Raw genomic sequence first — 26004 nt, forward strand, 5'->3', positions numbered from 1 at the left:
CGTAACTCCGGGGCGGCGGGCCCGGCGTCAAACTCCTGCGGTACCACGGAAGTTGTAGGAACCACGCGGCTACCGCCCAGGGTGCGCGCCGAGTTCAACCCGGCGTGGGACGCCCAAGGCTCCGGGTCGCCCGTACGTTCTTGCACCAGCGGCACCGCCCGACAAACGGAGCCGCGAGGCCACGGGCCTTCGGGGGACCCGAGGGGGCCCGGCCCGTGTCCGGGGAAAGGGGAGACCGGAACCATGAACGCGCCCAAGAGCATCGCCCTCGCGGCGGCGACCCTCGCACTCGGTGCGGGGCTCGCGGCCACGGCCCCATCGGCCCAGGCCGCCCAGTCGGCCGGCCCGGTCCGGGCCCACGGCTGGCACCTGCTGTTCAGCGACACCCACACCCCGGCCCTCGGCTGGCGGACCAAGGACTTCGTACCGGACGTCAACAACCTCGGGGTGAACTTCGGCTGCTGGGGCGAAGACGGGCAGAAGATCAAGGCCGACATCGTCCGCACCCGCGACGGCCACGTCATGGCGTCGAGCCCCACACACTACTGCCAGGGTGGCCATCAGTGGGAGGTCGATGCGGGCAACGTCCGGGCGGGCACGTCGTACTACGTCCACCTGTCCCAGACCGGCGCGCACAAGCACAGCATGTATGTCAAGGCCTACGACTACCACTAGGCGCCGGGGGGCGACCGGTGGCCCGTTCCCGCCGAGGCGGGGACGGGCCGCCATCGCCCGCGCACGCGGTGTGTCCCTCGCGCCGCCCCCGCCTCACGGACACCGGCCAGAGAGGGAGAAAGGCACCCTAACCGCCCTACTGGCCAGGAGCCTTACGTGCCGACCGCGCACGGGGCCCCCGGTCGGCACGGGAGCGAGATACACCGCCGCCCCGGCCCGGGGCGGACTTCCTCTTCACGGAGTTCCTTCCCGCCGGGGTTCAACCAGGTCGCGTACGCGGTGAGTTCGTAGGCGTGCGGGACAAGGCCGCACGTGGAGTGCGTCGAAGAACGTGGGGGTTTCGAGGCGGCTACGCGGGGCCTGAAGAAGCGTCGAGACGGATCACGGCCGCCACCCCACCATGCGCTCGTACGCCGGGGCGGTACGGCCCATGCAGTTCCTGCCATCGATATTCGAGCAGTACGCCCAACCCGTCCCGCCCAACGGCGCGAACCCTCCCGCCCCCTGGGACCCGGCCGATGCCGTCCGGGCGGCAGCCCGGATGCTGTGCGCAGGCGGCGCCAAGACCGGAACCGGCGAGGGGCTGTACCGGGGTCGCCCTCAGCCAGATCGGCATCCCCTACGTATCGGGCGGCGACACCATCAACGGCCCCGCCGCAGGCGGCTTCGACTGCTCAGGACTCACCTCATACGCCGTCTACCAAGCAACCGGACACCAAGTGGTCCTGCCACGGACCTCGCAGGAACAGCGACACATCAGAATGTCCGTTCCGCGCGACCAGAGGCAGCCGGGCGACCTCATCGTCTTCGACAAAGGCGGCTGGGGACACGTCGGCTTCCACGCCGGCAGCCACCGCATGATCGACGCCCCCGACCTGGAAAATCGGTCGAGGTCATCAGCCTGGCCGGGGATTGGGAGCACTACGCCCGGGACATCCGACGCGTCGGATAGAACGGGCGGGTTCTCATCACACATGCCGCGGTCTCAGCGTTTGGTCCCGAGACGACGCCCCGGACACGTCGCAGGTGCGTGGGCGGACCGTGTCGCCAGGATCAGGCCAGGCGCCGGATGGAGCCGTCACGCTCCCGCCCGGTGCCCGGAGCACACCGTCGGCCCCGGCCGCTGCCCTTTCCCTCGCAGGGCAGCGGCCGGGGCCGACGGTGTGCACACCCTAACGGGCTGACCAGCAGACTTCACCGGTCTTCAGGAGCTTTGTGCGGATCGGCGAACCTTCGCGCCGACAGTGGCCGATGCCTCGGGCGCTGATCACCTTCGTCGGGTCAACAAGAGACCGGCCCGCCTGTCGGTCAACCTGGTGCACAAGCGTCTCATCTTCCGCTCGGCGACTTCAGGGCAACAGCCCCGTCTGCACTCTTCGTCTGAGCCCGCCGCCGCTCCAGGAAGTGACACCTGAGTCGCGGGCACCCGGCGCGGTGGACTAACCCGGCGTGCGCGCCCCGGGCATTTGCCAGAGGCTAGGCCATGAAACAGCGTGTGGTCGTCCATCCCCTGGACGAGCGCGGGTGGCGTCGGCTTACGTGCGGCGACCGCGTTCTGGGCACGGTCTACCAGCTGGGTGTTGTCAGGCTGAATGCGGCCCGAGGGCTGCTGCTGCCCAGGCCGTAACGTCCGATGACCGTCCAGGAGAGCCGACGGGATCGGGCAGGGGAGCACGGAGCAGCCAGAGGACGCCCCTGGCGTGGCCTCCTGCCCCAGGACGTGCCGTCCGAGCCGACCGCCGACAGCGTGGCCCCACCGTCATCGCCACTAACCGGTCAAGCCGTCCGCTGCACCACCAGGGGCGACCGGCCCGCCACACTCCACAACACACCGGAAAGCAGGGAACATGAACGACATCACCCCCATCTCCACCGGCCTCAGCAGGCCCGAAGGGGTAGCGATGGACGGCGAGTACCTCTACATCGCCATCTGGGGCAGCGACACCAGCACCGGCTCGGTGGTGAGGGTGAAAAAGGACGGGAAGTCACCTACGGACCACACCGTCATCGCCACCGGCCTCGACAGGCCCGAAGGTGTGACTGTGGATGGGGAGTACCTCTATACCACCAGTGGCCAATTGGTGGTGAGGGCGAGAAAGGACGGGAAGTCGCCCAAGGACCACGAGACCATCGCCTCCGGCCTCAACATCCCCACCGCTGTGGCGGTGGATGGGGAGTACCTCTACCTCACCAACTTGACGGGTAAAGTTCCGGCCCCCGGCCGCGACACGGTGATCAGGGTGAAAAAGGACGGCAAGTCCCCCACAGACCACACCATCGTCGCCGAATCCGGCCTCAACCGACCTGTCGGTTTGGCGGTGGACGGCGAGTACCTCTACTTCACCAGCTGGGAGGACAACTCGGTGATGAGGGTGAAAAAGGATGGGAAGTCACCCACGGACCACCCTGTCATCATCAAAACCGGCCTCAACGGACCCGCCGGTATGGTGCTGGACCGCGGGTACCTCTACATCACCAACTACAAGAAGGACGGCTCGGTGGTGAGGGTGAAAAAGGACGGGAAGTCAGACCCCGTCACCATCGCCACCGGCCTCAACGAGCCCTTCGGTGTGGCGGGGGACGGCGACGGCCTCTACATCACCATTCAGGGCAGCACCACGGACACCGGCTCGGTGGTGAGGGTGCGCGTGAGGGTGACTGCGTAGGTGAAAGCCGGCTGAGAGCGGGCGTCGGTGAGTTCGAGTTCTGGCATCGGTTCTCGATCGAGACGCTGGGAGATGTCGACGAGTACCGAGAGCACGGTCTCGGCGTATCGGTGACCAGCGGCCTGATCCGAGCCGTGGATCTGTGAGATCTGAGAGCGGAACTGATGCCTCGTCGGCGGGCCAGCAGCAGCTGGACGAGCTCTGCCGGCGGTTCGGCCCCGGCCAGCAGCTGCTGGCCGGGGCCGAAGGGCACCCGCAGGGGTCCCTGGGTACGGAGGTGGAAGGTGGCTTCCTCTGGATGCCCACAAGGCAGCGAGCCGACATCCCGCTGGTCCCGCAAGGCAGCCACCCGGGCCCGCACCCGCAGGCTGCGCGGCCAAGCGCGCCGCACGCTGCCTAGCGGAGGGTGTAACCGCCGTCGGTGTACAGCGTGGAGCCCGTGGTGAAGCCGTTGGTGAAGAGGAAGACCACGGCCTGCGCGATCTCGTCCTCGGTGGCCGGGCGGCCCAGGAGCGCATCGCTGCGGTACTGCGCGAAGGCGGCCTCGCGGGCGGCGTCCGGACGGTTCGACCACAGGTGGCCGTCGACCGTGCCGGGCGCCACCACATTGACCCGGACCGGGGCCAGTTCCACGGCAAGGCCCCGGCCCAGGCCCTCGATCGCGGCGTTGCACGCGACGTAGGCGGGGGCGGGTCCGGCCGGCCGGGCCGAGGCTGCGCCCGACATCAGTACCACGGAGCCGTCCTCGGCCAGTTTGGGGGCGGCCCGGCGCACCGCGTGGTACTGGCCCCAGAACTTGGAGTCGAAGGGCGATGCGGCGTCCTCGTCGCTCAGTTCGCGCATCGGGCCGACCTGGTAGGAGGCGGCCGAGGTGAAGAGGTGGTCGACGCGCTCGATCCCGTCGAAGAAGGCGGCGAGCGATGTGGTGTCGCCCGTGTCCACGACGCGCCAGGTGGCCGCCTCGCCCAAGGGGCCGGCGGCGGCCTCCAGGCGCGCCGCGGTGCGCCCGCCGAGCACCACTCGGGCCCCGGCGGCCACCACCCGGTGTGCGACCCGCAGTCCGATACCGGAGCCGCCGCCGATCAGGACGACCGTACGGCCCCGGAGATCCTCGGCGCCGCCCTCGGCGGCCAGATACGGGACGGTGACACCGACAGCGGCCTGGCTCATGTGCTTCCTCGCTCACAGACGGGTTGGGGTGAGAGTGGTTGCGGTGATCGCGGTTGCCGTGAATGCGACTGGCGTTCCGTGATCACAGCGCGATACAGCCCAACCGCCGTGCTGCCGACGGTATTCCCGTGCACCGAACGGCACCCCCTCAGGCCGCTGCCCCACCCCCAGCCACGCCGCCCCGTTGCCAGGCAGCTGTCGAAGGAGAAGCCCTGGGGCAGCTGCCCGCTGCTCCAAGGCGAGCGGGGCACCGGGTGGCCGGCGGCGCGTTCGGTGACGAGGTCCGCGCCGGTGGACGCTCAGGCCGGCGATCAGCTGGGCACGCTCGAGGTCAGCCCGTCGGCGCACAAGTCGCCCCGATACCACACCACTTGGACCGTCTGCCGGGCGCCGGGGTAGTCCAGGCAACCGAACGGGGCGAGCGCTCCCGGACGCGTCATCCGGACGTCGCGCACCCACCGGGACCGGAGCCAGCCATCACGCCCCTGTCGCACATTCTTCCGGTCACTATTCTCTGGCGCTCGGGGACTATCGCAGCTCCAGATGGATTCCAGGATTCTGCTAGTGCCGGCGCGACTTCAGCGGATAATATATCGCGCGCTGCTCGCGATAGCGGTCGGTGAGATCAGCGGCGGGGGCGGGGGTACCGTGATTGATCTGCAAAAACACGCAACCCAGGGCGGCCACACCCAAGACCCTGAACGCGTGTTCGCCTTTTCTGGCCTGCGGCGCTTACAACTCACCCGCAATATCCTCAAACGATCACCGCAAAGCGGTCCACGCAACAGCAGTGGACCCTTTTTCTTTTCCGTGGCGTTCGCGACCGGCGTCCATGTTCGGGTCCATGAAGTGGGCGTGCAGCGAGAAGCGGGGGCTTCAGTTTTCATGACGAGAGAAGTGTGGGGAGTGTGATGCCATGAACCGAGTCGGCAGAAACTCACGCCGGTCGGCCAGCAGGCTCGTGGAGCCGCTGGCGCGCGCAGGGTTATCTGTTCTTTTGCTGGCGGGCGGCGCCGTGGGAGCGACGGCTGGGCCGGCCGCCGCTTCAACCACCGACGGCACGCTGACGGTTGAGGTGCTGCGCGACTTCTTCGGCACCGGCGTGATCAACGCGACGATGGACGTGCCGCAGCGGGGCATGAAGGTGGAGATCTCCGACCCCGCCGGGCACGATGTCACCAGCGTCACGGATGCCACCGGAAAGGTCGTGGTGTCGCGGTCGACGGTGCTGAGCGGCGGCCGATACCGCGTCGACGTCGACGTCCCGGCACCGTACAGCCACTATCTGCGGGCGGCGCCTGCGTCGACGGCGGGGAACCACTTCGACAGCTTCACGTCGTTCGTGGATGTGTCGGGCGGAAAGAACGCCTCGGTGGTGACGGGGGTGTGGGATCCGGCCGACTACGCACAGCCGGACTCACGGTATTTCGTACCGGTCCAGAACGGCGCCAACGGAACCGACACCCGGGCATTGGTGGCGTTCGGGACGAAGACCCGAGGCACGTGTCCTACTGATGTGTCGTGCCCGGCCACGCTGGACACGCAGGCCCAGGTGGGCACGACGTTCGGGTTGGCGTACGACAAGTACCGGAGCCGGCTGTTCCAGAGCGCGTTCGCCCGCCGATACGCCGCGTACGGGCCGAAGGGCGGTGGCGCGATCTACACGGTGCCGGTCAGCGGCGGGGGCGCGCCGGAGCTGTTCGCGCAGCTGCCGAACGCCACGGTGACGCCGCACGACACCGCCGACATGATCAAGGATCCCGGGTTCACCAACGCACCGGGCAAGGAGAGCATCGGTGGCCTGGCCCTGTCGGAGGACGGCTCCACGCTGTACGCGGTGAACCTGCTGACCCGCAGCCTGGTGAGCTTCGACGCGACAGGATCCACCGCCTCGGTGCCCGGGGCGACGGTGCGGATCCCGGACCCGGGGTGCGCGAGCCCCGGTGACTGGCGGCCGTTCGGTCTCGCCACCCACAACAACACGCTGTACGTCGGCGGCGTGTGCAACGCAGAGGGCACGCAGCAGCGCGCGGACCTGAAAGCCGTCGTCTACGCCTACGACGGCAAGCGGTTCACCACGGTGCTGACCCACCCGCTCACCGACAAGCGCGGCACCGTCTTCGTCGGTGCCGGCGACGCCGCCCAAGCCACCCACTGGAACCCGTGGAACACCACTCTGGCCACGTGGGACGAACGGAAGGCGGGCGGCGCCTTCATCGATCCGCAGCCGGAGCTCGCCTCCCTCGCCTTCGACCGCAACGGTTCGATGATCCTGGGTATCCGCGACCGGTTCATGGACGTTCTCAGTGCGAAGGGGCTGGACCCTCGCCCGCTGAACAACACACCGGAACTCGGCATGTCCGGTGGCGACATCACCATGGCCTGCGCCACGCCCGCTGGCGGATACGCATGGGAAGGCACCGGAAACTGCCCCAACCACGCCACCCCCGCCACCGATGGCGGCGAGGACAACGGTGTCGTCGAGTACTTCCCGGGCGACTTCTTTGCCGGCGGGCACCAGGAGACCGCGCTGGGGTCGGTGGCCTATATTCCGCAGCAGCAGTGGGTCGTCAGCACGGAATTCGACCCGACCGTCAACATCGAAACCGCCGGAACGGGTTACTACGACATCACGACGGGCCAGGGCCCGGGCAACAGTCCGGCCGCCAACGCGTACCAGTTCGTCGGTCAGGAACAGAACGGGTTCGGGAAGGCCGGAGGGCTCGGTGACATCGCGTACGCGGCGGCGAACGCGCCGATCCAGATCGGCAACCTCGTGTGGTTCGACGGCGACCACAACGGGATCCAGGACCCCGCGGAACCGCTGCTGCCGGGAGCCACCATCAACCTGCTGGACGCGGGCGGCAAGCAGGTCGCCACGACCAGGACCGATGCCGCCGGCGAGTACTACTTCGGTGGTGTCGGCGCCGCGTACCAGCTCACGCCGGGTGCGAAATACACGGTGCAGTTCGACGTGTGTACCGCTGACACCAGCAAGGTGCCCGGCCATCCCCCGGCAAGCGAGCTGCGGTTCACGCTCCCGCGAGCCGGTGCCAACCGTGCGCATGACTCCAATGTGACCCCGCCGACCACCGGGCAGCTGTGCAACGGCTATGCGCCTGTCACGGCGCCGGACAGGCCGGGAGGGGTCGATCACACCATCGACGCCGGGGTGTACATCCCGAAGGCAACGCCGACCCCGACTCCGACTCCGACCTCACCACCGGCCTCTACACCGCCTTCACCCGCACCCCCCGCCAACCCGGCCCCGTCCGGCGGGAGCAAGGGCTCCCTGGCGCACACCGGTATGTCCGGGCTGCCAGAGATGATCACCCTCGCCGGTCTCCTGGTGGGTGCGGGTCTGGTCATCGCGTTCGTAAGCCGGAAGCGTCGCGCCCGGAAACACTGAACGAACCGAACAACAGTGATCTGCCTGCCGGCGGTCGGATGGCGCGGTCAGGCAGATCACGTCTCGGCCGGTCCACGAGGGCCGGCCTTGGCGTCGTCCGTCACGGGACTGCCGAGTGTCGCCGCGACCGCACGGCGGCCGAGCAGTGTGGTGATGGAGAGGGGGAATCACAAGAGTGTCAACGTCGAGCCGCGTGCGGAGCGTGAGAATCCAGCAAGCTCTACCGCGCCGTACGGCTGACCGGCGCCGATGGCTGAGGCCACGCCGTGCGGCAGCCGTCATCGGCACAGCGGCCGTCGCGGTGGCCGCGTTCCTGGTCACTTGCGGCGGCTCGGGCCCCAGCGGTCCGCGCGCACTGACTTCGGATGAGGCGAACCGGCTGGCGATCACGCGGTTCCGCAACTACGAGGCGCACGGCCGCGCAGTGACGATCACTGTGCCAGGCACCGCCGGCGGGCTGATCGTCACCGGGTCGGTCGACTACCGAGGCAAACGGGGTTACGGCGTGGTGCACGGCACCGGGCGCGACACAGCCAGCGACGGGCTGATCGAGTGGACCGCCGCCTCGGTGTTCGTTCACCCGATGGCGAACGCCCCGGCGCACGCACCCGCGTCGCCGCCCCGCTCGGGCTGGTACGGCCGTCAACCGCAGTCGTCCGGCAGCTCGTTGGACAGCTCGCTGGCCATCGCGCTCAGGCTTGGCAGCGACCGGCCGGACAACGCCGAACTGCTGCCGCAGAACGGCGCCGCCTGGTGGGGACGAGACCAGGTGGACGGGCATCGGGTGGACGTCATGACCGGGCCGTCCGCCCGTGACCGCTCCGGTACCGCGGGCAGCGTGCGCTACTGGGTCGGCTCGGACGGCACCATGTACCGGGTCCGCGCCGGCGTGGGTTCCGAGTCGCAGCCGGTGGTCATCGATTTCGACACCCAGCAGTACCTTCCGGTCAAGGCGATACCCACAGGCACCCCGAAGCGGTAGCCGCTGTTCAGGAGGTCTGCACGCGCGCGTCCGTGGCGAGCAGGGACGCCGACGGCAGCGGGATGCGTGCCGTGTCCGGTAGGGCCGGAACGGCCGGGACAGCGGTGGCGCCCGTGGTGAGGGCGTGGGGGAACTGCGGCTGTGGACCAGGCACCGCGACCCCGGTGAACGGGATGCCACCGGGTGCCGTCGGCATCGCCCACCTGCCGGCCGGCGAGGGCGACCTGGCCGGAAGCGGGCAGGCCGCGGTTGTCGCGAGCCGGGCGGGCACTGTGGTGCGCAGATCGTTGCCGCGCAGGCAGTTGTCCCGTCCCTGCGTCGCGGTGGGGAACGTCCAGCCGACGTCGACGCCGTTGCCGGTGAACGCGTTGTCCACGATCTGGTTGCCGACCGGAGGTATGTCGGCGGTTGCGGTGATCACCAACCCGGCGTTGCTGTTGCCGGCGATGCGGTTGCGGACGAACTGGTTGTCGCTGCCGCCGTCGATACCGATGCCGGTGCCCCACCCGCCGTCGGCCTGCTCCGGGGTGGCCGTCTGCTGGTTGGCAGCAATCAGATTGCCCGCGATCACGGCGCCCCGCTGCGGGAGCAACTTCTCCTGGTGGTCGGAGTCGGTGGTCAGGCCGACCCGGTTACCGACAAGACGGTTGCCGACCACGTACATGTCGCCACTGGCGTTGGTGCCTTCGTAACCGACCGCGTTGAGCTCGGCGACGTTGTCCCGCACCACGATGTGACACGGCTTGCACTGCCCGACATAGATCCCCGAGTCGGCCCCGCCTGACGTGTAGGCATGCTCGATGACACCGTTCTGCGCGGAGAACGCGTAGATGCCGTACAGACCGTTGCGGGTCGCGGTCACATACGAGACCAGGAACGACTTCAGGAAGGTGACGGGCTCATCGCCGGTGTCGTAGCCGCCGCTTCGCCCCGGCAGCCCGGCGGCCGCCGCGGCCGAACCGGTGACCAGTACCCCGTTCTGCGTGTTGTTCTCCACGGTCAGGTTCTCCACGGCCACCCCGGGCGCCGCGACGACGACACCGTTCGGCTGCTGCAGCCGCCCGTCGATGACGACCTTGTCCCGGGACGCGCCGCGAAGAGTGATGCGAGCCGTGCCGATCTTCACCGACTCGTGGTACACGCCCGGAGCCACCAGCACCAGGTCGCCGGGCCGAGCCAACGACACCGCAGCCGAGATCGTCGGGGCGTCGGCAGGCACTCGGATCGTCACCTGCGTACCGGTCGGTCGCCGGCCTATGCCCGACCCGCCATCGCCGTCGCTGCAGCCGACCACAAGTGTCAGCGTGCCCACTAGCGCGGCCAACACGCGAAGAGCTGATCGAGGCATGATCCCAGTCTGGCATGACGCCCAATTCCGCGCCAGAATAGGGAGATTGACCGGCACGCACGATTCGGGTGTGGCACTCTGCACACCATGCACCGAGCCGACCACCACCCGTCGCGACGCAGGTTCCTCGATGTCGCCGGCACCATGGTGGCCGCCGGTCTGACCGCCGGGTGCACATCGGACTCCGCCCAACAAGGCCGGCACGCCCCTTCCGCGGCGGCCACACCCATGCCGGTTCCGGCAACGGGCCGGCACCAGGCAGGCATCACGCTCCCCCAGCCGGCCCAGCGCAACCTGCTGGCCGTGGTGGCCGACCTCGGTACTCCCAGGGCCGCCGGGCCGCTACTGGCCGAACTCGGCCAGGCCATCCGCACACTCATCGTGGGGACCGACCCGCGGTTGCTGGGCCTGCCACCGGGCGACCTCACCGTGACCGTCGGCGTGGGACCCCGGCTGGTGCGCACGGCCGGTGCCTCGCTGCCCGGCGCGGCCGACCTCCCGCGATTCTCCCGCGAGCGGATCGCCCCGCGGGCACGCGGCGGTGACCTGCTGATACAGATCTGCGCCGGCGACCCGCTGCTCTTACCGGTCGTCGCCGCCGCGCTCCTGGACCAGGCCGGTGACCGCATTCGCGAACGCTGGCGGCAGTCCGCACGCCGCGGTACGAACGTGCCCGTCGGCAACGGCCTTACCGCGCCACGAAATCCGCTCGGTTTCATCGACGGCATCGTGGGCCCACACACGACCGCCGAACAACGACGCGACCTGTGGCTGGCCGGACCCCCTGCGGTCGCCGGCGGCACCCTTGCGGTACTGCGGCGCATGGAACTCGACCTGCCGCGGTTCGCCGCCCTGTCCGTAGCCGAGCAGGAGGCGGTCTTCGGGCGGCGCCGGGCCAACGGCGTCCCCCTCTCCGGCGGCGCCGTCGCCTCGGGCCCGGAACTCGGCGCCAAGACACCGGACGGGCGCTATCTCGTCCCCGTGGACGCCCACGTGCGCAGGGCGAACGCCGCCGTGGTCGGCGCCGGCCTCATGCTCCGCCGCTCCTACAGCACCGACGAGCCCGCCCCCGGCCTGCTCTTCATCAGCTTCCAGAACGACCTGCGGACCTTCACCGCCACCCTCACCCACATGGACACCTCCGACGCACTGCTGCAATTCACCACCACAACCGCCAGCGCGACCTTCCTGATCCTCCCCGGCTTCGACCGGCAACACCCGCTCGGTTCCCAGCTGTTCGGCTGATCACGCCGTGCCCCTTCGCTGCGGCTGCGGGCGGTACACGGAAGAGGATCCTGCAGGCTGTCCAGCCCAGCACCGGCCCGCCGAGGCGGTGAGCCGCGCACGTGGCGGGTTCACCACCGAGATCCACCTGACCAGTGAGGCGGATGCCGCCCACTGGCCGCTGTCCATACTGTCCCCCGGGCAGTGGGGTGATGCGCCGCAGTTGCTCCCGGTCCTGGACCGTATCCGTGTCCCACGCCCAGCGGGCGGGCACCCGCGGACCCGCGGACCCGCCCTGACCGTCTGCACGACGATAAGGCGTACAGCTCCCGTCGGAACGGCTTCTCCCTGCGGCGACGGCAGATCCAGCACACTGTTCCCGAGCACAGAGGCCCACGATCAGAGATCGGCGGTACTTCCGGGTGAACAGCCTTGCGGTCTCCGGCTGTTCGAGCGGAGAGACGACCTGCACATGGGTTCCGAGGTCCAGCCCCGTCCCCGTCGCCGCGGGTCGAAACCTGACGGGTCGACCCTGCCGGTCGGTGGACTCGATGACGGGCTTCCGATGATCGTCCGACGACGGCTGCGCCTGATAACCCTTCGCCGAGTCGAGCCAGTCAACAGGTCAGTGCAGTCAACTGGCCAGGCACGGCGGGCTCGCTGACCCATCGGACACGCCCCAGGGCGCCTTCTTGTACGGGTGGGGCAGGCATAGCGCACTGCGTCGCCGGTGGGGCAGGGCGCCGGGACCTCCGTCTCACGGGGTTCGGGCAAGGTGGATCTCACCGCGTGCAGCGCGTCGGGAGGGACTTCCTCGGCTCTGTCACATCGGCATCAGGGCCCGGAACCCCCACAGCAGCGCGCGAGTCGAAGGACGAGCAGCGCGTCGAGGTCGCCTGCCGGGGGCTCGGTCGAGCGGTTTGACAGACCGGTTTCGCCGGGGGTGCCTGCCCGTAGTTCGCTCCATGGTCACAACTGAGCGGCAGCGGCAAGAGGCTCCTGCCGCTGAGCGTGAAGAAGCCCGCGACCAGCGAAAACGCCCAGTGACGTGAGCGATGCCTTACGACGGATCGCCGACGCCGTGACCGATGTCACATGGGCTGAGGTGCTGAGCGTGCTCGGTGTCGTCTCGGTGCGTCGGCGGCCCGTCACGGCAGAGGCGCCCGGAACGCCTCTGCCGCGCAGGGAGGCCCCTGGAACGTCCACTCCGAGGTCGAGGTGGGTGTGAGCTTCGGGGTTGTCCCTCGGCGCAGCCCAACGCTGTCTACTTGCCACTGAAGAAGCCTGGATCACCGGCCGGCTCCGGTCGTGGACATCCGCCGCGAACCTCCGACGAGCGGGTGGTCCCACCCGCCGTAACGTGCCCCCTGCCGGGCGTACTCAGGTGGGCGGGGCCGCTTCCCGGCCTGAAGCAGCACCCCGTCCTGTGACGGCCCACACAACGGGTTGCGCGACCGATGGGTTACCGTTTCCGGACTTGCCGGATCGTCGCAGAGCCACGCGGAGAGAACGTTTGCCTCCTCACGACTCAGCTCACGTCTCAGCCCCTGCGGATTCCGGGCCCTCTGGGAACAGCGCCGTGCCCCATGTCCGCGGCCTGCCCTCGCCCCGTGCCGTCGTATGGGCGGTGGCGTCGGCGATCGTGGCGGTGGGCTCGGCGGCGCTGCTGGGCGGGTGTGCGGAGGCCGGTGCGCCAACGAGCGCGGGGCATGCCGCTCCCGTTACCGGCCCGGCGGAGTTGTGGCCCGGCAGTAAGCCCGTGCCGGCGGAGCCACCGGCCACGGGAAGCCAGGAGAAGCCGCAGCCGCTGACCGCGCTGCCGCGAGTGCCGTCCGGGGACATCCGGAAGGTGTCCGCGGGCTCCGTCCTCCTGGCGCAGATCGACGTCGACAAGCGCCACGGCCAGCCGGTCTTCGACAAGGATGAGGAGCGCACGATCCGCTCCTGTGCCGACAAGCCGGGATCGGACTCCTGCCCTGTACGGGCCCCCGAATACCACGATCTGACCGGCGACGGTAAGGACGAGCTGATCGTCGGCGTTCGGAGCGGAAGCAACCTCCTGATCATCTATGCCTACACGGTCAAGAACGGGGTGGTGACCTCGATCCTGGATTCCACCAGTTCCCCGCAGTCGGTGGAGGTCGCCGACCACAAGCTGGTCATCCACGAGCCCGGGGACGCTCCCGGCTACGAGAGCCGCACGGTCTACGCCTGGGACGCGCGGCACCAGGTCATGACCATCCAGGACGTGGGCTACGGCCGGCGGGCCCCGGCCTCTGCAACCCCTTCGGGCAGGTGAGCCGTGCGCCCTCTCCGGCCGCGTCCGCCGCGGTGGCTGCCTGCCTGGACGGCGATGCTCCGCTGGAGGGCCGCCGTCTTCATCACCGTCATGTGCTGCCTGCTCGCCACGGTGCTCGGCACCCTGGTGCACGTCCTCGTCGACCGGCAGACCCAGGATCGCGCGCGCCACGCGGCGCTGGCGGAACTGGGCCGCAGCAAGTCCGCCTACGTCGCCGGCGACCCTCTCGACCGCAACGTCTCGGTGAACCCGCCGGACCTCCCCGCGCCGCTCCGTGAGATGACCGTGCGGCGGCACGAGCGCGGTACCCAACTCGCCACGCACCAGGGCCGCCCCGTGATGTGGGCCGCCACCCCCGTCACCGGCGGAAAGGTGCTCGCGCTACGGCTGGACTACAGCGAACAGGCAGCCTCCCTCCGCGGCCTGGACCGGGCCATCACCGGCTCCTCCGCCGCCGCGATCGCCCTCACCCTGGCCGCCGGACTGCTCTCCGTCTCCCGTATCACCCGCCGACTGCACCACACGGCCCGCGTCGCCCGACGTATCGCCGCCGGCGATCTCGACGCCCGTGTGAACGACCCCCGCGCCCGGCGCCCCGACCGAGCCCAGGACGAGGCCGCCGCCGTGGCGACCGCCCTCGACGCGATGGCCGCCAGCCTCCAGACCCGGCTGCACAGCGAACAGCGTTTCACCGCCGACGTCTCCCACGAGCTGCGCACACCGCTCGCCGGGCTCCACTCCGCGGCTGAACTGCTGCCGCCCGGCCGCCCGACCGACCTGGTGCGCGACCGGGTCCAGGCCCTGCGCGGGCTGACCGAGGACCTGCTGGAGATCTCCCGGCTCGACGCCCGGGTCGAGAGCGCCGACCTGGACGTCCAGCAACTGGGCCCACTGGCCGAACGCGCGGTACGGGCCACCGGAACGACAACCGAGGTCCGCGTCGTAGCGGACGACCTTGTCGAGACCGACCGGCGCAGGCTCGAACGCGTCCTGGGAAACCTCGTCGCCAACGCCCACAAACACGGCCGCCCGCCCGTCATCGTCACCGTCGACGCCTCAGTCATCACCGTGCGCGACCACGGCGACGGCTACCCCGCCTACCTTCTCGACCAGGGACCCCAGCGCTTTCGTAGCCAGTCGGGCGGGTCTGAGGGCGGCAAGCGGACCGGCCACGGCCTGGGCCTGACCATCGCCGCCGGCCAGGCCCACGTCCTCGGCGCCGACCTCCACTTCTCCAACTCCCCCGACGGCGGCGCCGTCGCCCAACTCCACCTCCCGCCCTCCCCCGAGCAGCGCAGCTGACCGACCTGCTCATACCTCGGTGCCATCTCATCGGCCGGCGTCGAGATCGTCGCCGACCCCGAGAACTCGACCGGATCGGCGTCGCCGCGCGGCCCTGCCTCCGCTTGTCGCTCGCCGAGGCTGCCCAGCACCCGAGCCTTCGGCCGTCGCAACGAGACCACAGGCCGCACAACAGCGGCCCCCGGCTGCGGAATCGAGCCGGGGGCCGCTGGTGCGCCGGAGACGGCCAAGACCGATTCGGCCTCGCAGCTCGGTGCGCAGGTCCCGGTCGCCGCCCCACCCAGACCACCGTACAAAGCCATGTTGTTGACGCACACCTGGGTGCGCGCCCGCAAGATCTTCCCGACCCTCGGGGCGATGTGGCTGCTTATGCTCGTCTCCCACCTCGCGAAGTAGCGCGAAGCCGACCGACGGATCCTGGGATGCGTCGGCGGGTGGGCACCAGTCGATCGATGCGCCGGTGCGGGCGATCGCCGATCGCGGCAGCGGTCCGTCCATGCCTTGCCGTAGGCGATCAGCGATCTGCCGGAACCGGGAGTGTCCGGACTAGCAGTGGACCGGCTTGCCGCTCTGGCGGATGATGTTGTCGGCGGACATCCAGCCCGCGTCCTTCGTCCCGGCGATGCGGGCGTAGATCCACTTGTGGCCGTAGGAGTTCTCGACCGAGCAGTGGAACCACAGCTTCGTGCCGGACTTGGCCGAGGCCGCGGAGGAGCAGTCCTTGTAGGGCCCCGTGAGGATTTTGTGGTCGCCGGACAGGTAGCCGTACGTTCCCGGCTTCGGGTCGAGGTGGTTCCAGCCACTGCAGGTTGTTGGCACCGAAGTGGGCTTGGCCGATGAAGAAGGGGATGCGCGCCGCGGAGCGCTCGGCTTGGCCGACGGAGAGGCGGAGGGCAGGGAGTTCCCGCCGGCGACCGTTCCCTCGCCGCTCGGTTGACCCTTGCTGGCCGGGAAGTTGCTTGCTGAGGCGGCCTGCGGCTCGTTACCGCTCGCCCCGCTGGTCAAGGCGTAGGTGACGCCGCCTCCCGCGACCACGACGAAGGCGGCCGCCGCCGCGGTGAGGGTACGGTTTCGGCGCCGACCGCTGTCGGCCGTGGCGGGGTCGGAGCCGGGAGCGTGACTGGCGGCCGGTACGCCGGGGTGTGGAAGCGTGGGCGGCAGGCCGGAGGGTGGGTAGCCGGTGTGCGGAGCCTGAGGGGAGGAGGAGGGGGGCTCGAACCTCGGTGCGGCGCTGAAGCCGGGTGGCGGTGTCGGTGCTGTAGCCGGGAATGGTGTGGGGGCGGCGGTGCGGGGTGGGGAAGCTGCCGCGGACTCCGTCGATGTAAGGGCGGGGGTGGGTGCCCCGGGAGGCACGGGGGTTGGCGGCGTGAGGTTCATCGTCCTGCCTGCGGCCGCTCGCTCCAGCATCTCGCGTGCCTGCTCGGCTGTGGGCCGGTTCTCCGGCGCCTTCGCCATCAGGGCCTGTAGCACCGGCGACAGCGGCCCCGAGCGCCGGGGCTCCGGCAGGGGCTCGGTGATGATCGCCGACAGGGTGGACCACACGGACGTGCGGCGGAACGGTGCCGTGCCTTCCACTGCCGCGTACAGCGTCATGCCGAGCGACCAGATGTCCGACGCGGGGCCGGGCGCCGAGCCCTGCGCGCGCTCCGGCGGCAGATAGTCGAGGGAGCCGACGAGCTGACCGCTCTGGGTCAGCTTGGCCGCGGCCTCGTCGTCGGAGGTTTCCATGGTGGCGATGCCGAAATCGGTGAGCACGACCCGTCCGCCATGCTCCAGCAGCACGTTCCCCGGCTTGACGTCCCGGTGCAGAACGCCCACCCGGTGCGCGGCGTCAAGCGCGTCCATCAACTTGGCGCCGATCGCCGCCGCCTCGTGCGGCTCCAGCGGGCCGCGCTCCGTCAGTACCTCGTCGAGCGATGGCCCGTCGACGAGTTCCATGACGATGACCGGCAGGCCCTGCTCCTCGGTGACGTCGTGCACGGTGACCACGCCGGTGTGCCGGATACGGGCCGCGGCCTGCGCCTCCCGCTGCATCCGAGTCCGCAGGTCGCGCAGTTCGGATGTGGAGGCGTCGGTGAAGGCCCGCAGGACCTTGACGGCGACCTCGCGGTTCAGCAGCTCGTCCATTGCCCGAGCGACCACGCCCATGCCGCCGCGCCCGATCGTCGCGGTCACTCGGTACCGGCCCCCGAGAGCCTTGCCTATCAGCTCATCGCCGCCCGCTTCCCGCGCCGTCACCGCATACCCCGTTCCCCTACCGTTCGTCGCTGCTCGTCGTTCGCACCTGCGCCCCAGCGTAAAGGCAGCTCCTCCTCGACCAACCGGCGGTCCGGTGTGGCTGGTGCTCGACCGGGAGGGGCCGCCCCCGAGGATCCCCGGGGGCGGCTCCGGACCGGCCCTGGGCCCCAGACATGCGCCGATACGTCACGAACAGGAACCAGAGCACCGGTATCAACGCACCGAGGACGGCAGGCCGTCGGTACAACGGCTTTCCGGGATCCGGTTTGGGCCGGATCACCGTCCGCTGGGGAAGTCCGGGCTGCCTCCTGGTCCTCTGGAGCATCTGGCGGCGGGGAGTGGCTCCCAGAGCGCGAGAACTGCCCGGGCGCATACCTCCTGCCGGCCTGCTCGGTCGTCCGGCAGGTCATGACTGGCGGGCGTCGCCAGACCGGCGGCAGCGGATCCATCGAAGACCTCCTGACCGGTGATATCCGCACGAGCCGCGTGCCCGCCCAGGACGACCGCCGGCCAGGTTCCGGCCCTCTCTCCAGTAGGCCGCACCCCTTGACACAGCTCGGGCATGACTGAGGCGAAGTGGCAGGGGTGCGGCGGTCGTTGCCGATGTCGGCGTGGCTGGAGAGCAGGGGCGACTGGCCGCAGGGCTACTACCGTGGGCAGACGATTGACGTCATATCAGACCTGAGGACCCGACGAAGATCTCACGGCTGAGGAAGTACTGCGTCCCGTTACCTGATGCCGTGGATGGCTTGGGGGTCGGTGGCAGGGAGGGCGGGCCCGGCCTTCATGGCGGCGGGTGATGGGGTCACATAGACCGGGGCGGGGTCCGCTTCGGGGGCGCAGGTCTTGGCGATGAAGCCCTTACCGGTCGGGAGGCGGCCGTCGCGCAGATAGGCGGTGAAGGTGTCGTCCAGGCAGGAGTTGCCGTGGAAGAGGATCTCGTGGAAGCTGCCGCCCTTCTGGACGACCAGTTTGGATCCGGGCAGCGCCTTGTGCATCGCGACAGCGCCCGGATAGGGGGTGGCGGCGTCCTCGGTGGCCTGGAAAAGCAGGACGGGCGGCAGGCCCTTGCCGGTGATCTTCAGTCGGCCGGTCTGGTTGCCCTGGTAGGGCCAGAACATGCAAGCGGCGTTGTACCACATGTTGTTGTAGGTGTAGAAGGGTGCGACGGCGTTGATCTTGGCCTGGTCCTTCTTCCAGAACTGCCAGTCGCGCGGCCAGTTGTTCTCGGTGCACTGGACCGCGTTGTATGCCGGGAACGTGCCGTCGTCGGCGCCCGGGGCCGCATAGCGGTGGTAAGCAGTCTGCAGCGGGCGGGTGTCGTTCCTGGTGAGGTAGGCCGACAGCGCTGTCGCCATCTGCGGCCAGCGCAGGAAGTTGTAGCCGCCGCCGTAGAAAGTGTCCTCGAACTCGGCGGGGCCGATCTTGCCGGGGGCCGGGGCGGCATCCACCGGGTTGGTCCGCAGTGCGGCCTCGACCTGGTAGTACTTCCGCTCCACGGTGGCGGCGTCGGCGCCCAGGTGATAGACCGGGTCGGCCTTGGCGGTCCACGCCGCGAAGGCGTCGAATCGGCGCTGGTGCTCCTTGTCCTGCAGGATGTTGTGGTCGTACCAGGTGATGGTGGGGCCGACGATGCTGTCCAGCACCATCCGGCGGACATGGGAGGGGAAGAGCTGGCCGTAGGTGGAGCCCAGTGAGGTGCCCCACGAGCCGCCGTAGAAGTTGATCTTCTGAGCGCCGAGCGCCCGCCGGATGCTGTCCATGTCGCGAGCGTTGTCGACGGTGGTCATGTGCGGCAGGAACCAACTCCAGTTCGCGGCACAGTCGGCGGCGTACTTGGCCGACTTCTCAAGCCACGCCTGCGAAGTGCCCTTGCCGACCTGGTAGTCGGGCCGCTCGGCGTCGAAGTAGTGCGCGTCGCAGGTGACATGCGGGGTGCTGGCGTTGGTGCCGCGCGGGTCGAAGCCGATCCAGTCGTAGGTCGAGGCGACGTCCTGGGGGATCTTGCCGGCGATGTAGGCGGGCATCCACAGGCCGGAGTCGCCGGGGCCGCCGGGGTTCAACAGGATCGGACCCTGCTGCTTGTTCTTGGGCGCGGTGGCCGGGAGCCGGTTCACCTTGATCTTGATCTTGGTGCCGTTCGGATGCGCGTAGTCCAACGGCACATCGAGCATGGCGCACTGGAGCGCGGGAGTGGTCGCGTCGTGGCAGGAACTCCAGACGAGTTTCCCCTGACCGGTGTCCTCCGATGCGGACACGGAAGCGGAGGCAGGGGTGATACCCGCGAGGAGTCCGCCGATGGCGGCGACGGCCCATATCAGGGCTCTGGCTCTTCTCATGGGAGCAGCATGTGACATGTGCAATATCACATACTGCGGTACGGAGAGCACGTTACCCGACTGTGACCGTGATGCAGGGTCCGTTGAGAAGGCCTCCATCAGCAAGGTGGACGACACCGGGTACAAGCAGAGCGCGAACTCGTCCGCCCTGACGTCCTCCTCCTCGACGACTTCGCGTTGCGCCGGCTCACCGCGGCCCGAGCCCAAAGGCGAAGCCCTCTACGAGTTGATCAGCGAGCAACAGAGCCGGTCCCTGATCATCACCAGCAACCCGGCACCCAGTGACCGGCGTCCCCTCCCCCAACCCCGCCGTCCCCGAGGCGCTCCCGGACCGGCTGATCGGTACCAGCCAACCAAGCCATCACGCACGGGTCGTGCCACCGGCCGAACAGGCGGCCCGAGAACCCCACCGGCAGAACCGGCAGGCGGGTCAACTGAACTTCGCGGAAGGTGTTCGACCTCAGCGGGCGGCGTGCTGAGGAGTGCACACGCAGAACGTGTTCCCTTCGGGGCCAGCCAGGACACGCCAATCGACTTCCTGATCACGCTCATGGATCACGGTCGCTCCCAGTCCGACGAAAGCCCGCGAGCACAACCGCCGCACCCGAGGCGTCGACCTCGCCAACCTGACACCTCCGCCGGGTCGTCGGGGGGCAACGCCGCCGCTGCTCCATCCGAAAGGCTTCCCGCACGGGCCGAGATGGGGTAGCAGCTTGCCGGCGCACGGCGCGGGCCCACGCATCGATGCCGTCGGGCCGTCAGGGAGCGGCGCGGTTGATCCGAAACAGGGGCCCAGGGTTCTGCGTTCTCCGGACCGTGTCTGTTCGATGCCGCCGATGCGTTCGCGGTATGTGTCGACGGCGCACGTGGGGCCGTCTGGGGTGGGCAGAACGGCGTGGGGACGTGGCTTGCGAAGGCGGGCGAGCGCCTCGGCGAAGTGGTGACTGGGCGAGCGTGTAGGCGTGGGGTGAGGAGTGGGTTGACTGTCGAGCGCTCCCGGGGCGAATCCCCACATGAGTGCCGAGGCGGCGAAGACGCGGCGCGGGGCGCCGAGGCCGCGGTGAGGGGAGAAGTCCGGCTCGCCGATGACGGAACCGGGGGCGGTTCACATCATTCAGTGGACCATGTTCCACATCTGGTACCGGTTGGTGTGGTTGTAGCAGGTGGTCTGGGCAACGGGAGCACCCTGCGGATTCCCTTGGTCCCAGAGGAGTTGGTTCACGTGCCCGTCCTGGCCACCGTCGAGGCAGTAGACGTGTCCGTCGCCGTCCGGGCCGTTCTGGTGATTGGCGAACTGCCAGCTGGACCTCGGGTTTCCGGGTGTGTTGCCGACCCAGGTCAGATTCCGCTGCTGGTGGTAGTCGGTCCAGGAACATCCGGCCCCGCGGGTGGCCACCCAATCCTGTGCGCCCCACGGCACGCTGGAGTGGTAGCGCTGAGCGCGAAGGCAGTTGCCTGACTTGCGGTGGACTACCTGCACCCGGTCGTAGTAGCCGCCGACGTTGCCTTCGTAGGACACCACGTTCCACCGCTGGAAGGGGTTACCAGGCTGGCAGGGGTTGGTGTACACGTCGCCGCCGTTGCTGTCGAGGCAGCGGCCGGTGGCGTAGTCCTGAAGCATCACGTTGTACTGGTAGGTGTTGGCGTTGGCGGTGCCCGTCGTGCCCACTAATGCGGCCGCCACGAGCGCCCCGGTCGCCAGTGCCGATCTGACCTTGATGTTCATCGTGCGTCCTCCCCTTGTCTGTACCGGCGGTACGGACAGGACTGTGCCGGAAAATCGCATGCCGGGATAGAGGAATGACGGCGACCGGTTGAGGGCACCGAAGTGCCCGACGGGCCGCTCCGCGGCCAGCCCGCGGACCGCGGCGCCAAGGAGAAGAATGACTGCGGCCGGGGAGGACTGCGCCGTACGTCTGCATCCGACCCGACAGGCACAACGTCGTGGGTCAAGTCGCCCGGAGGAGTCGGACCCCCGGACGGCCCACGGACGCCGCCTCGTCAGCGGCGGCAGGCCCGCGTCGTCGCTGGTGGGGGGGCGGCTGTCATGCACGGACCCACCCACCCCACCAAGCTCGGCCGGCCCTTCACCCGCTGGCCGATCCGCGAACTCGCCACCTCCCGGTGCCGCGTGCACGGACGCGTCATGGGCATCAGCCGTGAGGCATTACGGTGTCTGCTCCTGAGCCGCACCAGCACCATCACCTTCCAGTGCACCAGGACATGGAAGGAGTCGCCCGACCGCGATGCGAAGCTGGACCGGATCGAGGAGGTGTGGGAACGCTTTCCGAACCGGGCTTTCGCCGTTGGCGTTCGGACACACCCTAGCGGTGCAGCGTTCCCACGCCTGCGTACTGGGCACTGTCGCCCAACTGCTCCTCGATGCGGATGAGTTGGTTGTACTTGGCGGTGCGGTCGGAGCGAGACAGTGATCCGGTCTTGATCTGGCCGCAGCCCGTGGCAACGGCCAGGTCCGCGATCGTCGTGTCCTCCGTCTCTCCCGAGCGGTGCGAGATGACGACGGTGTAGCCCGCCCGGTGGGCGGCGTTGACGGTGGCCAGGGACTCCGTCAGGGTGCCGATCTGGTTGACCTTCACCAGGACCGAGTTGGCGACGCCGGAGCCGATGCCCTCGCGCAGGAGGGTCTCGTTCGTGCAGAACACGTCGTCACCGGTGAGCTGGCAGCGCGCACCGACCCGTGCGGTCAGGTCCCGCCACCCTGTCAGGTCATCCTCGGCCATCGGGTCCTCGATCGACACGATGGGATAGGCGTCGATCAACTTGACCAGGTAATCGGCGTGTTCGGCGGGTGTGCGCCGTACTCCTTCCCCGGTGTAGTCGTAGACGCCTTCGCGGAAGAACTCCGACGACGCCGGGTCCATGACCAGGCCGATGTCCGTGCCCGGCCGGTAACCCGTGCGCTCGACGGCGGTCACCACGAAGTCGAGGGCCTCCTCGGCGGTGCGCAGGGCGGGTGCGAAGCCGCCCTCGTCGCCCACGCCCGTGGAGTGCCCGGCGGCGAGGAGGTCGCGGCGCAGGGTGTGGAAGATCTCGGACCCCATCCGCACGGCCTCCGCGAAGGTCTCCGCGCCGATCGGGGCGATCATGAACTCCTGGAAGTCCAGGGGATTGTCGGCGTGCGCGCCCCCGTTGACGATGTTCATCATCGGTACGGGCAGCAGCCGGGCGTCGGAGCCGCCGAGGTAGCGGTAGAGCGGCAGGCGGTGGGCGGCGGCTGCGGCCTTGGCGGCGGCCAGGGAGACCCCGAGGATCGCGTTGGCGCCGAGCCTGGACTTGGTGGGGGTGCCGTCCGTGGCGACGAGGACGGCGTCGAGGCCGGCCTGGTCCTCGGCCTCGCGACCGGTGACGGCGGCCGCGAGCTCTGTGTTGACGTGGCGTACCGCGTGGTCGACGCCCTTGCCGTGCCAGCGGGCCGGGTCGCCGTCGCGGAGTTCGACGGCCTCGCGGGCGCCGGTCGAAGCGCCGGAGGGGACTGCTGCCCGGCCGATGGATCCGTCCGCCAGTTCCACGTCCACTTCGACGGTGGGGTTGCCCCTGCTGTCGAGGACGCGGCGGCCGGTGACGGAGGTGATGGCGGTCATGGGAGTCCTTCCCGTTGTCGCATGCGTGCCGGGTTTCGGCTGCGGCGACGGTGGCGCTGGACCCGGCTCGGGAAACTCTACAGCAGTGCTGTGCAGTTTTGCTGTTCAGTCCTGCTGTGCAGTTCTGCTGTTCAGCTGTGCTGCGTTAAAATTTCGGTATGCCCCTTCCGGAATCCGCCGCCGTCGCGGCCGAACTGCGCACCGCGTTGGGAAAGCTCACGCGGCGCGTGAAGCTGGAGGACCAGATGCCGTTCGGTCAGGTGGCCGTCCTCGGCGCGCTGGACCGCAGTGGTGCGATGACGACCAGCGAACTGGCGGCCGATCAGCGGGTGCGCCCGCAGTCCATGGCCCGAGCCGTTGGGCTGCTCATGGAGCAGGGGCTGATCACGCGCCGGGCGCATCCGACCGACGGCCGCAAGAGCCTGGTCGAGCTCTCCTCTGCGGGGCAGGCGCTGCTGGAGGAGGAGCGGGGACGCAGGGCGGATTGGCTTGCGCGGGCGATTGAGGCGGAATTGACGGGCACGGAGCGGGAGTTGCTGGCGCGGGCGACTGGGCTGGTGGAGAGGCTCGCGGCCCACTAGTCAAGCGCGGATTTGCCGACGCGGTGACAAGCTATTCAGCTTGACATGGGTCGTCCGGGCTCAGGCGGTGTTTCTTCGATCAGTCGCTCGCTGTTCTGGTCCTGCTCAGCAGGGGGAATCTGACCGAGGACGAGTGGGCGGTACCGAAGTCGCTGCTGCCCAAGAGCAACAATCGGTGCGGCCGCTGGCGCGACCACCGGCAGGTGATCAACGGGATCATCCACCGGCTCAGCACCGGCTGCCAGTGGTGCAAGCTGCCCGAAAGCTTCGGCCCGTGGCAGACCGTCCACGAGGGCCACCAACCGTGGCCGGCCGACGGCACCTGGGAACGGCTGCTCCAGCATGTCCAGGCCGAGGCGGACGCCGCCGGGGACGTCGACTGGGACGTCAACATCGACTCCACCTCGGTGCGTGCGCATCAACACACCGCCGGGGCACCGAAGAAGGCACCGCCTGCAGCCTCAAAAGGGGCGGCAGAAAGATCGGTTCACGTGCGCGCGCAAGGCGTGACCTGCTGGGCGGATGCGGTGCGGCGGGCGAAGGACTCGGCCGCTCCCGCGGAGGGCTGACCACCAGGCTCCACCTCGCCCCAGAGGGGAAGTGCCGCCCGTTGTCACTGGTCATCACGCCGGGCCAACGGGCGGACTGCGCCCAGTTCGAGAACGTGATGGACAAGATCCGGGTACTTCGCACCAGTTCGGGCCGTCCACGTCGCACAACCGACAGCGTGAGTGCCGGCACGGCGTGCAGCGCTGGAACCTGTCCGGGAGCAGTTCTCCCTCCTGCTCCCCGTGTGCCTCATCCGGACCAGCCGCTCGGACGTCACCGGCGGCGGACCCCGGACCGGGGGCCGGCCTTGCAGACGACTTGTATCAACCCATTGACACAAGATCCCGTCCCCGGCATCTGGTACCCACCACTTCGTGCAAGCGTCGCTTGCGGCAAGCACCGCCCGCTACCACTGGGCACACCAGCTGCGCAGCCCACACCACTCACCGAGGCCCCACATGCTCGATACCGCTCCGCCCACGTCCCGCCGCCGCGCCGCCCGCTACGCCCGCCGGGCCGGTCTCGCCGTCGGCGCGGTGGCCGGACCACTGTGGGCCGCCACGGACATCAGCGCATTCGGCAACGACCTCGGTATGAACATGCCCTTGGTAAGCGCCGTCATGGCTTTCGGTCTGTGCGCGGTGGGCGGCGTCCTGCTCGGCGACGCGCTCACCCCCCGCCCCCGGGAAGCGGTACGCACCGCCGGTCTCACCCCGCGCCGGGTCAAAGACCACGTCCCGCCCCGTATCACCCTCCTGCTTCTCCTCCAGGCGCTCCTCGTCACCGTAGTGGTGGGGATCGGGGCCGCGATGTCCTCCACCGACGCCATACACCGGGCGGCCCACGCTGTGACCGTCGCCTGCGACGGTGTGACCGACCCCCCCCGTCAGCCTCTGGCCCGGCATCTTCTACGGCAACCAGATCCTTGCCCTCCTCGCCATCGGAACCGCCGCCTGCGCCTGGGCCCTGCGCCGCATCGCCCTCCGCCCGGGCGACGACCAGCTACGCCGCAACCGCTCATGGGCGGTCACGGCAGCCTGGGGGGGGTACTGGTCTCGACCCAGCTACTGGCCGTCCTTTTGTCGATTGCCACCTGGCTGCCGCGCAGGAACTGCGACGCCGGCGCCCTGGGCACCGTCACGGCCCTGGTGGTCTACCCCATGGGCCTGCTGGCCCTGGCCACCCTGGCATGGTCGCTCTTCACCCTGGTGGTACCCCGGGCGGCTCAACGATGACCGGCCCCGCAGTCCGCGTCGACACCACCAGCCCGGTACCACCGTACGAACAGATTCGCGCCCAGCTCGCCGCCCTGATCCTCACCAGCCGACTGGCCGAGGGCGAGCGCCTGCCGACCGTGCGTCAGCTCGCCGCCGACCTGGGCTTGGCACCAGGCACCGTGGCCCGCGCCTACCGCGAACTGGAGGCATCCGAGCTGATCCGCACCCGCCGTGGCGCAGGCACCCGGGTCGCGGCACCCCTACCCGAACCCAAGCACCCAGATCAATCCCAACTCGCCACACCAGCTCGCGATTTCATCTCTTCCGCCCGCGCTCTTGGCGCCGACGCCGAAGCCGTCCTGGCCGCTGTCCACAAGGCCCTGGACCAAAGCGCGTTGTGAGA

Annotated in this window: 20 protein-coding genes and 1 pseudogene; 14 read left to right on the forward strand and 7 right to left on the reverse strand. The window is 69.4% G+C overall.

Translation table 11 applies throughout. The annotated features are described in order from the left end of the window. The first annotated feature begins 243 nt into the window (after window positions 1-243). From GR130_RS20475 to GR130_RS20485, 3 genes are all read left to right on the forward strand, one after another. Window positions 244-675 (forward strand): hypothetical protein, encoded by a 432-nt coding sequence (locus tag GR130_RS20475; RefSeq protein ID WP_159506059.1) that lies wholly within the window; start codon window positions 244-246, stop codon window positions 673-675. Window positions 676-1193: 518 nt separating this feature from the next. Further along, window positions 1194-1859 (forward strand): C40 family peptidase, encoded by a 666-nt coding sequence (locus GR130_RS20480; RefSeq protein WP_236573270.1) that lies wholly within the window; start codon window positions 1194-1196, stop codon window positions 1857-1859. Window positions 1860-2522: 663 nt separating this feature from the next. Then, window positions 2523-3341 (forward strand): hypothetical protein, encoded by an 819-nt coding sequence (locus GR130_RS20485; RefSeq protein ID WP_159506060.1) that lies wholly within the window; start codon window positions 2523-2525, stop codon window positions 3339-3341. Between the two features lie 396 nt (window positions 3342-3737). Here GR130_RS20485 and GR130_RS20490 read toward each other — a convergent pair whose 3' ends face one another. After that, the gene (locus tag GR130_RS20490; RefSeq protein WP_201304952.1) at window positions 3738-4511 is read right to left on the reverse strand and encodes an SDR family oxidoreductase; all 774 of its coding nucleotides are present in this window, start codon (window positions 4509-4511) and stop codon (window positions 3738-3740) included. A gap of 648 nt (window positions 4512-5159) precedes the next feature. Between GR130_RS20490 and GR130_RS20495 the strand changes: the two genes are divergently transcribed. The 3 genes from GR130_RS20495 to GR130_RS20505 all read left to right on the forward strand — a co-directional run bounded on the left by GR130_RS20495 (window position 5160) and on the right by GR130_RS20505 (window position 8902). Further along, the gene (locus tag GR130_RS20495) at window positions 5160-5423 is read left to right on the forward strand and encodes a hypothetical protein (RefSeq protein WP_159506061.1); all 264 of its coding nucleotides are present in this window, start codon (window positions 5160-5162) and stop codon (window positions 5421-5423) included. Between the two features lie 4 nt (window positions 5424-5427). Next, entirely contained in the window at window positions 5428-7920 is a 2493-nt protein-coding gene (locus tag GR130_RS20500) for an SdrD B-like domain-containing protein (RefSeq protein WP_201304953.1), read from the forward strand. A gap of 301 nt (window positions 7921-8221) precedes the next feature. After that, window positions 8222-8902 carry a hypothetical protein gene (locus GR130_RS20505; protein ID WP_159510106.1) on the forward strand — a complete coding sequence of 227 codons (681 nt, stop codon included), beginning with the start codon at window positions 8222-8224 and terminating at the stop codon, window positions 8900-8902. 7 nt (window positions 8903-8909) lie between these two features. On the opposite strand, the gene GR130_RS20510 is transcribed toward GR130_RS20505, so the two are convergent. After that, on the reverse strand, window positions 8910-10121 hold the full coding sequence (locus GR130_RS20510) for a NosD domain-containing protein (RefSeq protein WP_159506062.1): 1212 nt from the start codon (window positions 10119-10121) through the stop codon (window positions 8910-8912). Between the two features lie 216 nt (window positions 10122-10337). Between GR130_RS20510 and GR130_RS20515 the strand changes: the two genes are divergently transcribed. From GR130_RS20515 to GR130_RS20525, 4 genes and pseudogenes are all read left to right on the forward strand, one after another. Beyond that, complete coding sequence (locus GR130_RS20515) at window positions 10338-11495, forward strand: Dyp-type peroxidase (protein ID WP_159506063.1); 1158 nt, start codon at window positions 10338-10340, stop codon at window positions 11493-11495. 61 nt (window positions 11496-11556) lie between these two features. After that, a pseudogene (locus GR130_RS41940) lies at window positions 11557-11876 on the forward strand (IS5/IS1182 family transposase); the annotation flags it as partial. Window positions 11877-13053: 1177 nt separating this feature from the next. Then, window positions 13054-13773 carry a hypothetical protein gene (locus GR130_RS20520; RefSeq protein WP_159506064.1) on the forward strand — a complete coding sequence of 240 codons (720 nt, stop codon included), beginning with the start codon at window positions 13054-13056 and terminating at the stop codon, window positions 13771-13773. 54 nt (window positions 13774-13827) lie between these two features. Then, a complete protein-coding gene (locus tag GR130_RS20525) occupies window positions 13828-15075 on the forward strand; it encodes a sensor histidine kinase (protein ID WP_159506065.1) in 1248 nt (415 codons plus the stop codon). 546 nt (window positions 15076-15621) lie between these two features. Here the strand turns inward: GR130_RS20525 and GR130_RS20530 are convergent. The 5 genes from GR130_RS20530 to eno all read right to left on the reverse strand — a co-directional run bounded on the left by GR130_RS20530 (window position 15622) and on the right by eno (window position 23254). After that, on the reverse strand, window positions 15622-17223 hold the full coding sequence (locus GR130_RS20530; protein WP_236574001.1) for a serine/threonine-protein kinase: 1602 nt from the start codon (window positions 17221-17223) through the stop codon (window positions 15622-15624). An 818-nt stretch (window positions 17224-18041) separates the two neighbouring features. Beyond that, the gene (locus GR130_RS20535) at window positions 18042-19652 is read right to left on the reverse strand and encodes an alpha/beta hydrolase (RefSeq protein WP_236573272.1); all 1611 of its coding nucleotides are present in this window, start codon (window positions 19650-19652) and stop codon (window positions 18042-18044) included. Window positions 19653-20112: 460 nt separating this feature from the next. Further along, a complete protein-coding gene (locus tag GR130_RS41945; protein WP_443043633.1) occupies window positions 20113-20667 on the reverse strand; it encodes a VOC family protein in 555 nt (184 codons plus the stop codon). 99 nt (window positions 20668-20766) lie between these two features. Next, entirely contained in the window at window positions 20767-21378 is a 612-nt protein-coding gene (locus tag GR130_RS20545; protein ID WP_159506067.1) for a hypothetical protein, read from the reverse strand. Window positions 21379-21976: 598 nt separating this feature from the next. Next, window positions 21977-23254 carry a phosphopyruvate hydratase gene (gene eno, locus GR130_RS20550; protein ID WP_159506068.1) on the reverse strand — a complete coding sequence of 426 codons (1278 nt, stop codon included), beginning with the start codon at window positions 23252-23254 and terminating at the stop codon, window positions 21977-21979. A gap of 158 nt (window positions 23255-23412) precedes the next feature. On the opposite strand from eno, the gene GR130_RS20555 reads away from it, so the two are divergent. From GR130_RS20555 to GR130_RS20570, 4 genes are all read left to right on the forward strand, one after another. Further along, window positions 23413-23835: a MarR family winged helix-turn-helix transcriptional regulator gene (locus tag GR130_RS20555; RefSeq protein WP_159506069.1), complete on the forward strand. Its 423-nt coding sequence runs from the start codon at window positions 23413-23415 to the stop codon at window positions 23833-23835. Between the two features lie 119 nt (window positions 23836-23954). Then, the gene (locus GR130_RS20560; protein ID WP_268977976.1) at window positions 23955-24404 is read left to right on the forward strand and encodes an IS5 family transposase; all 450 of its coding nucleotides are present in this window, start codon (window positions 23955-23957) and stop codon (window positions 24402-24404) included. Between the two features lie 438 nt (window positions 24405-24842). Beyond that, window positions 24843-25619: a hypothetical protein gene (locus tag GR130_RS20565; protein ID WP_236573274.1), complete on the forward strand. Its 777-nt coding sequence runs from the start codon at window positions 24843-24845 to the stop codon at window positions 25617-25619. Then, a complete protein-coding gene (locus GR130_RS20570; protein ID WP_159506070.1) occupies window positions 25616-26002 on the forward strand; it encodes a GntR family transcriptional regulator in 387 nt (128 codons plus the stop codon). The genes GR130_RS20565 and GR130_RS20570 overlap by 4 nt, the downstream gene beginning before the upstream one ends. Window positions 26003-26004 lie beyond the last annotated feature (2 nt).

This window comes from Streptomyces sp. GS7, from assembly GCF_009834125.1.
Classification (GTDB): domain Bacteria; phylum Actinomycetota; class Actinomycetes; order Streptomycetales; family Streptomycetaceae; genus Streptomyces.

Coding starts and splice junctions, on each gene's coding strand:
- GR130_RS20475 (WP_159506059.1), top strand. CDS start 244: ATGAACGCGCCCAAGAGCATCGCCCTCGCGGCGGCGACCCTCGCACTC.
- GR130_RS20480 (WP_236573270.1), top strand. CDS start 1,194: ATGCCGTCCGGGCGGCAGCCCGGATGCTGTGCGCAGGCGGCGCCAAGA.
- GR130_RS20485 (WP_159506060.1), top strand. CDS start 2,523: ATGAACGACATCACCCCCATCTCCACCGGCCTCAGCAGGCCCGAAGGG.
- GR130_RS20490 (WP_201304952.1), bottom strand. CDS start 4,511: ATGAGCCAGGCCGCTGTCGGTGTCACCGTCCCGTATCTGGCCGCCGAG.
- GR130_RS20500 (WP_201304953.1), top strand. CDS start 5,428: ATGAACCGAGTCGGCAGAAACTCACGCCGGTCGGCCAGCAGGCTCGTG.
- GR130_RS20515 (WP_159506063.1), top strand. CDS start 10,338: ATGCACCGAGCCGACCACCACCCGTCGCGACGCAGGTTCCTCGATGTC.
- GR130_RS20525 (WP_159506065.1), top strand. CDS start 13,828: ATGCTCCGCTGGAGGGCCGCCGTCTTCATCACCGTCATGTGCTGCCTG.
- GR130_RS20530 (WP_236574001.1), bottom strand. CDS start 17,223: ATGGGCGTGGTCGCTCGGGCAATGGACGAGCTGCTGAACCGCGAGGTC.
- GR130_RS20535 (WP_236573272.1), bottom strand. CDS start 19,652: ATGAGAAGAGCCAGAGCCCTGATATGGGCCGTCGCCGCCATCGGCGGA.
- GR130_RS41945 (WP_443043633.1), bottom strand. CDS start 20,667: ATGTGGGGATTCGCCCCGGGAGCGCTCGACAGTCAACCCACTCCTCAC.
- GR130_RS20545 (WP_159506067.1), bottom strand. CDS start 21,378: ATGAACATCAAGGTCAGATCGGCACTGGCGACCGGGGCGCTCGTGGCG.
- eno (WP_159506068.1), bottom strand. CDS start 23,254: ATGACCGCCATCACCTCCGTCACCGGCCGCCGCGTCCTCGACAGCAGG.
- GR130_RS20555 (WP_159506069.1), top strand. CDS start 23,413: ATGCCCCTTCCGGAATCCGCCGCCGTCGCGGCCGAACTGCGCACCGCG.
- GR130_RS20565 (WP_236573274.1), top strand. CDS start 24,843: ATGCTCGATACCGCTCCGCCCACGTCCCGCCGCCGCGCCGCCCGCTAC.
- GR130_RS20570 (WP_159506070.1), top strand. CDS start 25,616: ATGACCGGCCCCGCAGTCCGCGTCGACACCACCAGCCCGGTACCACCG.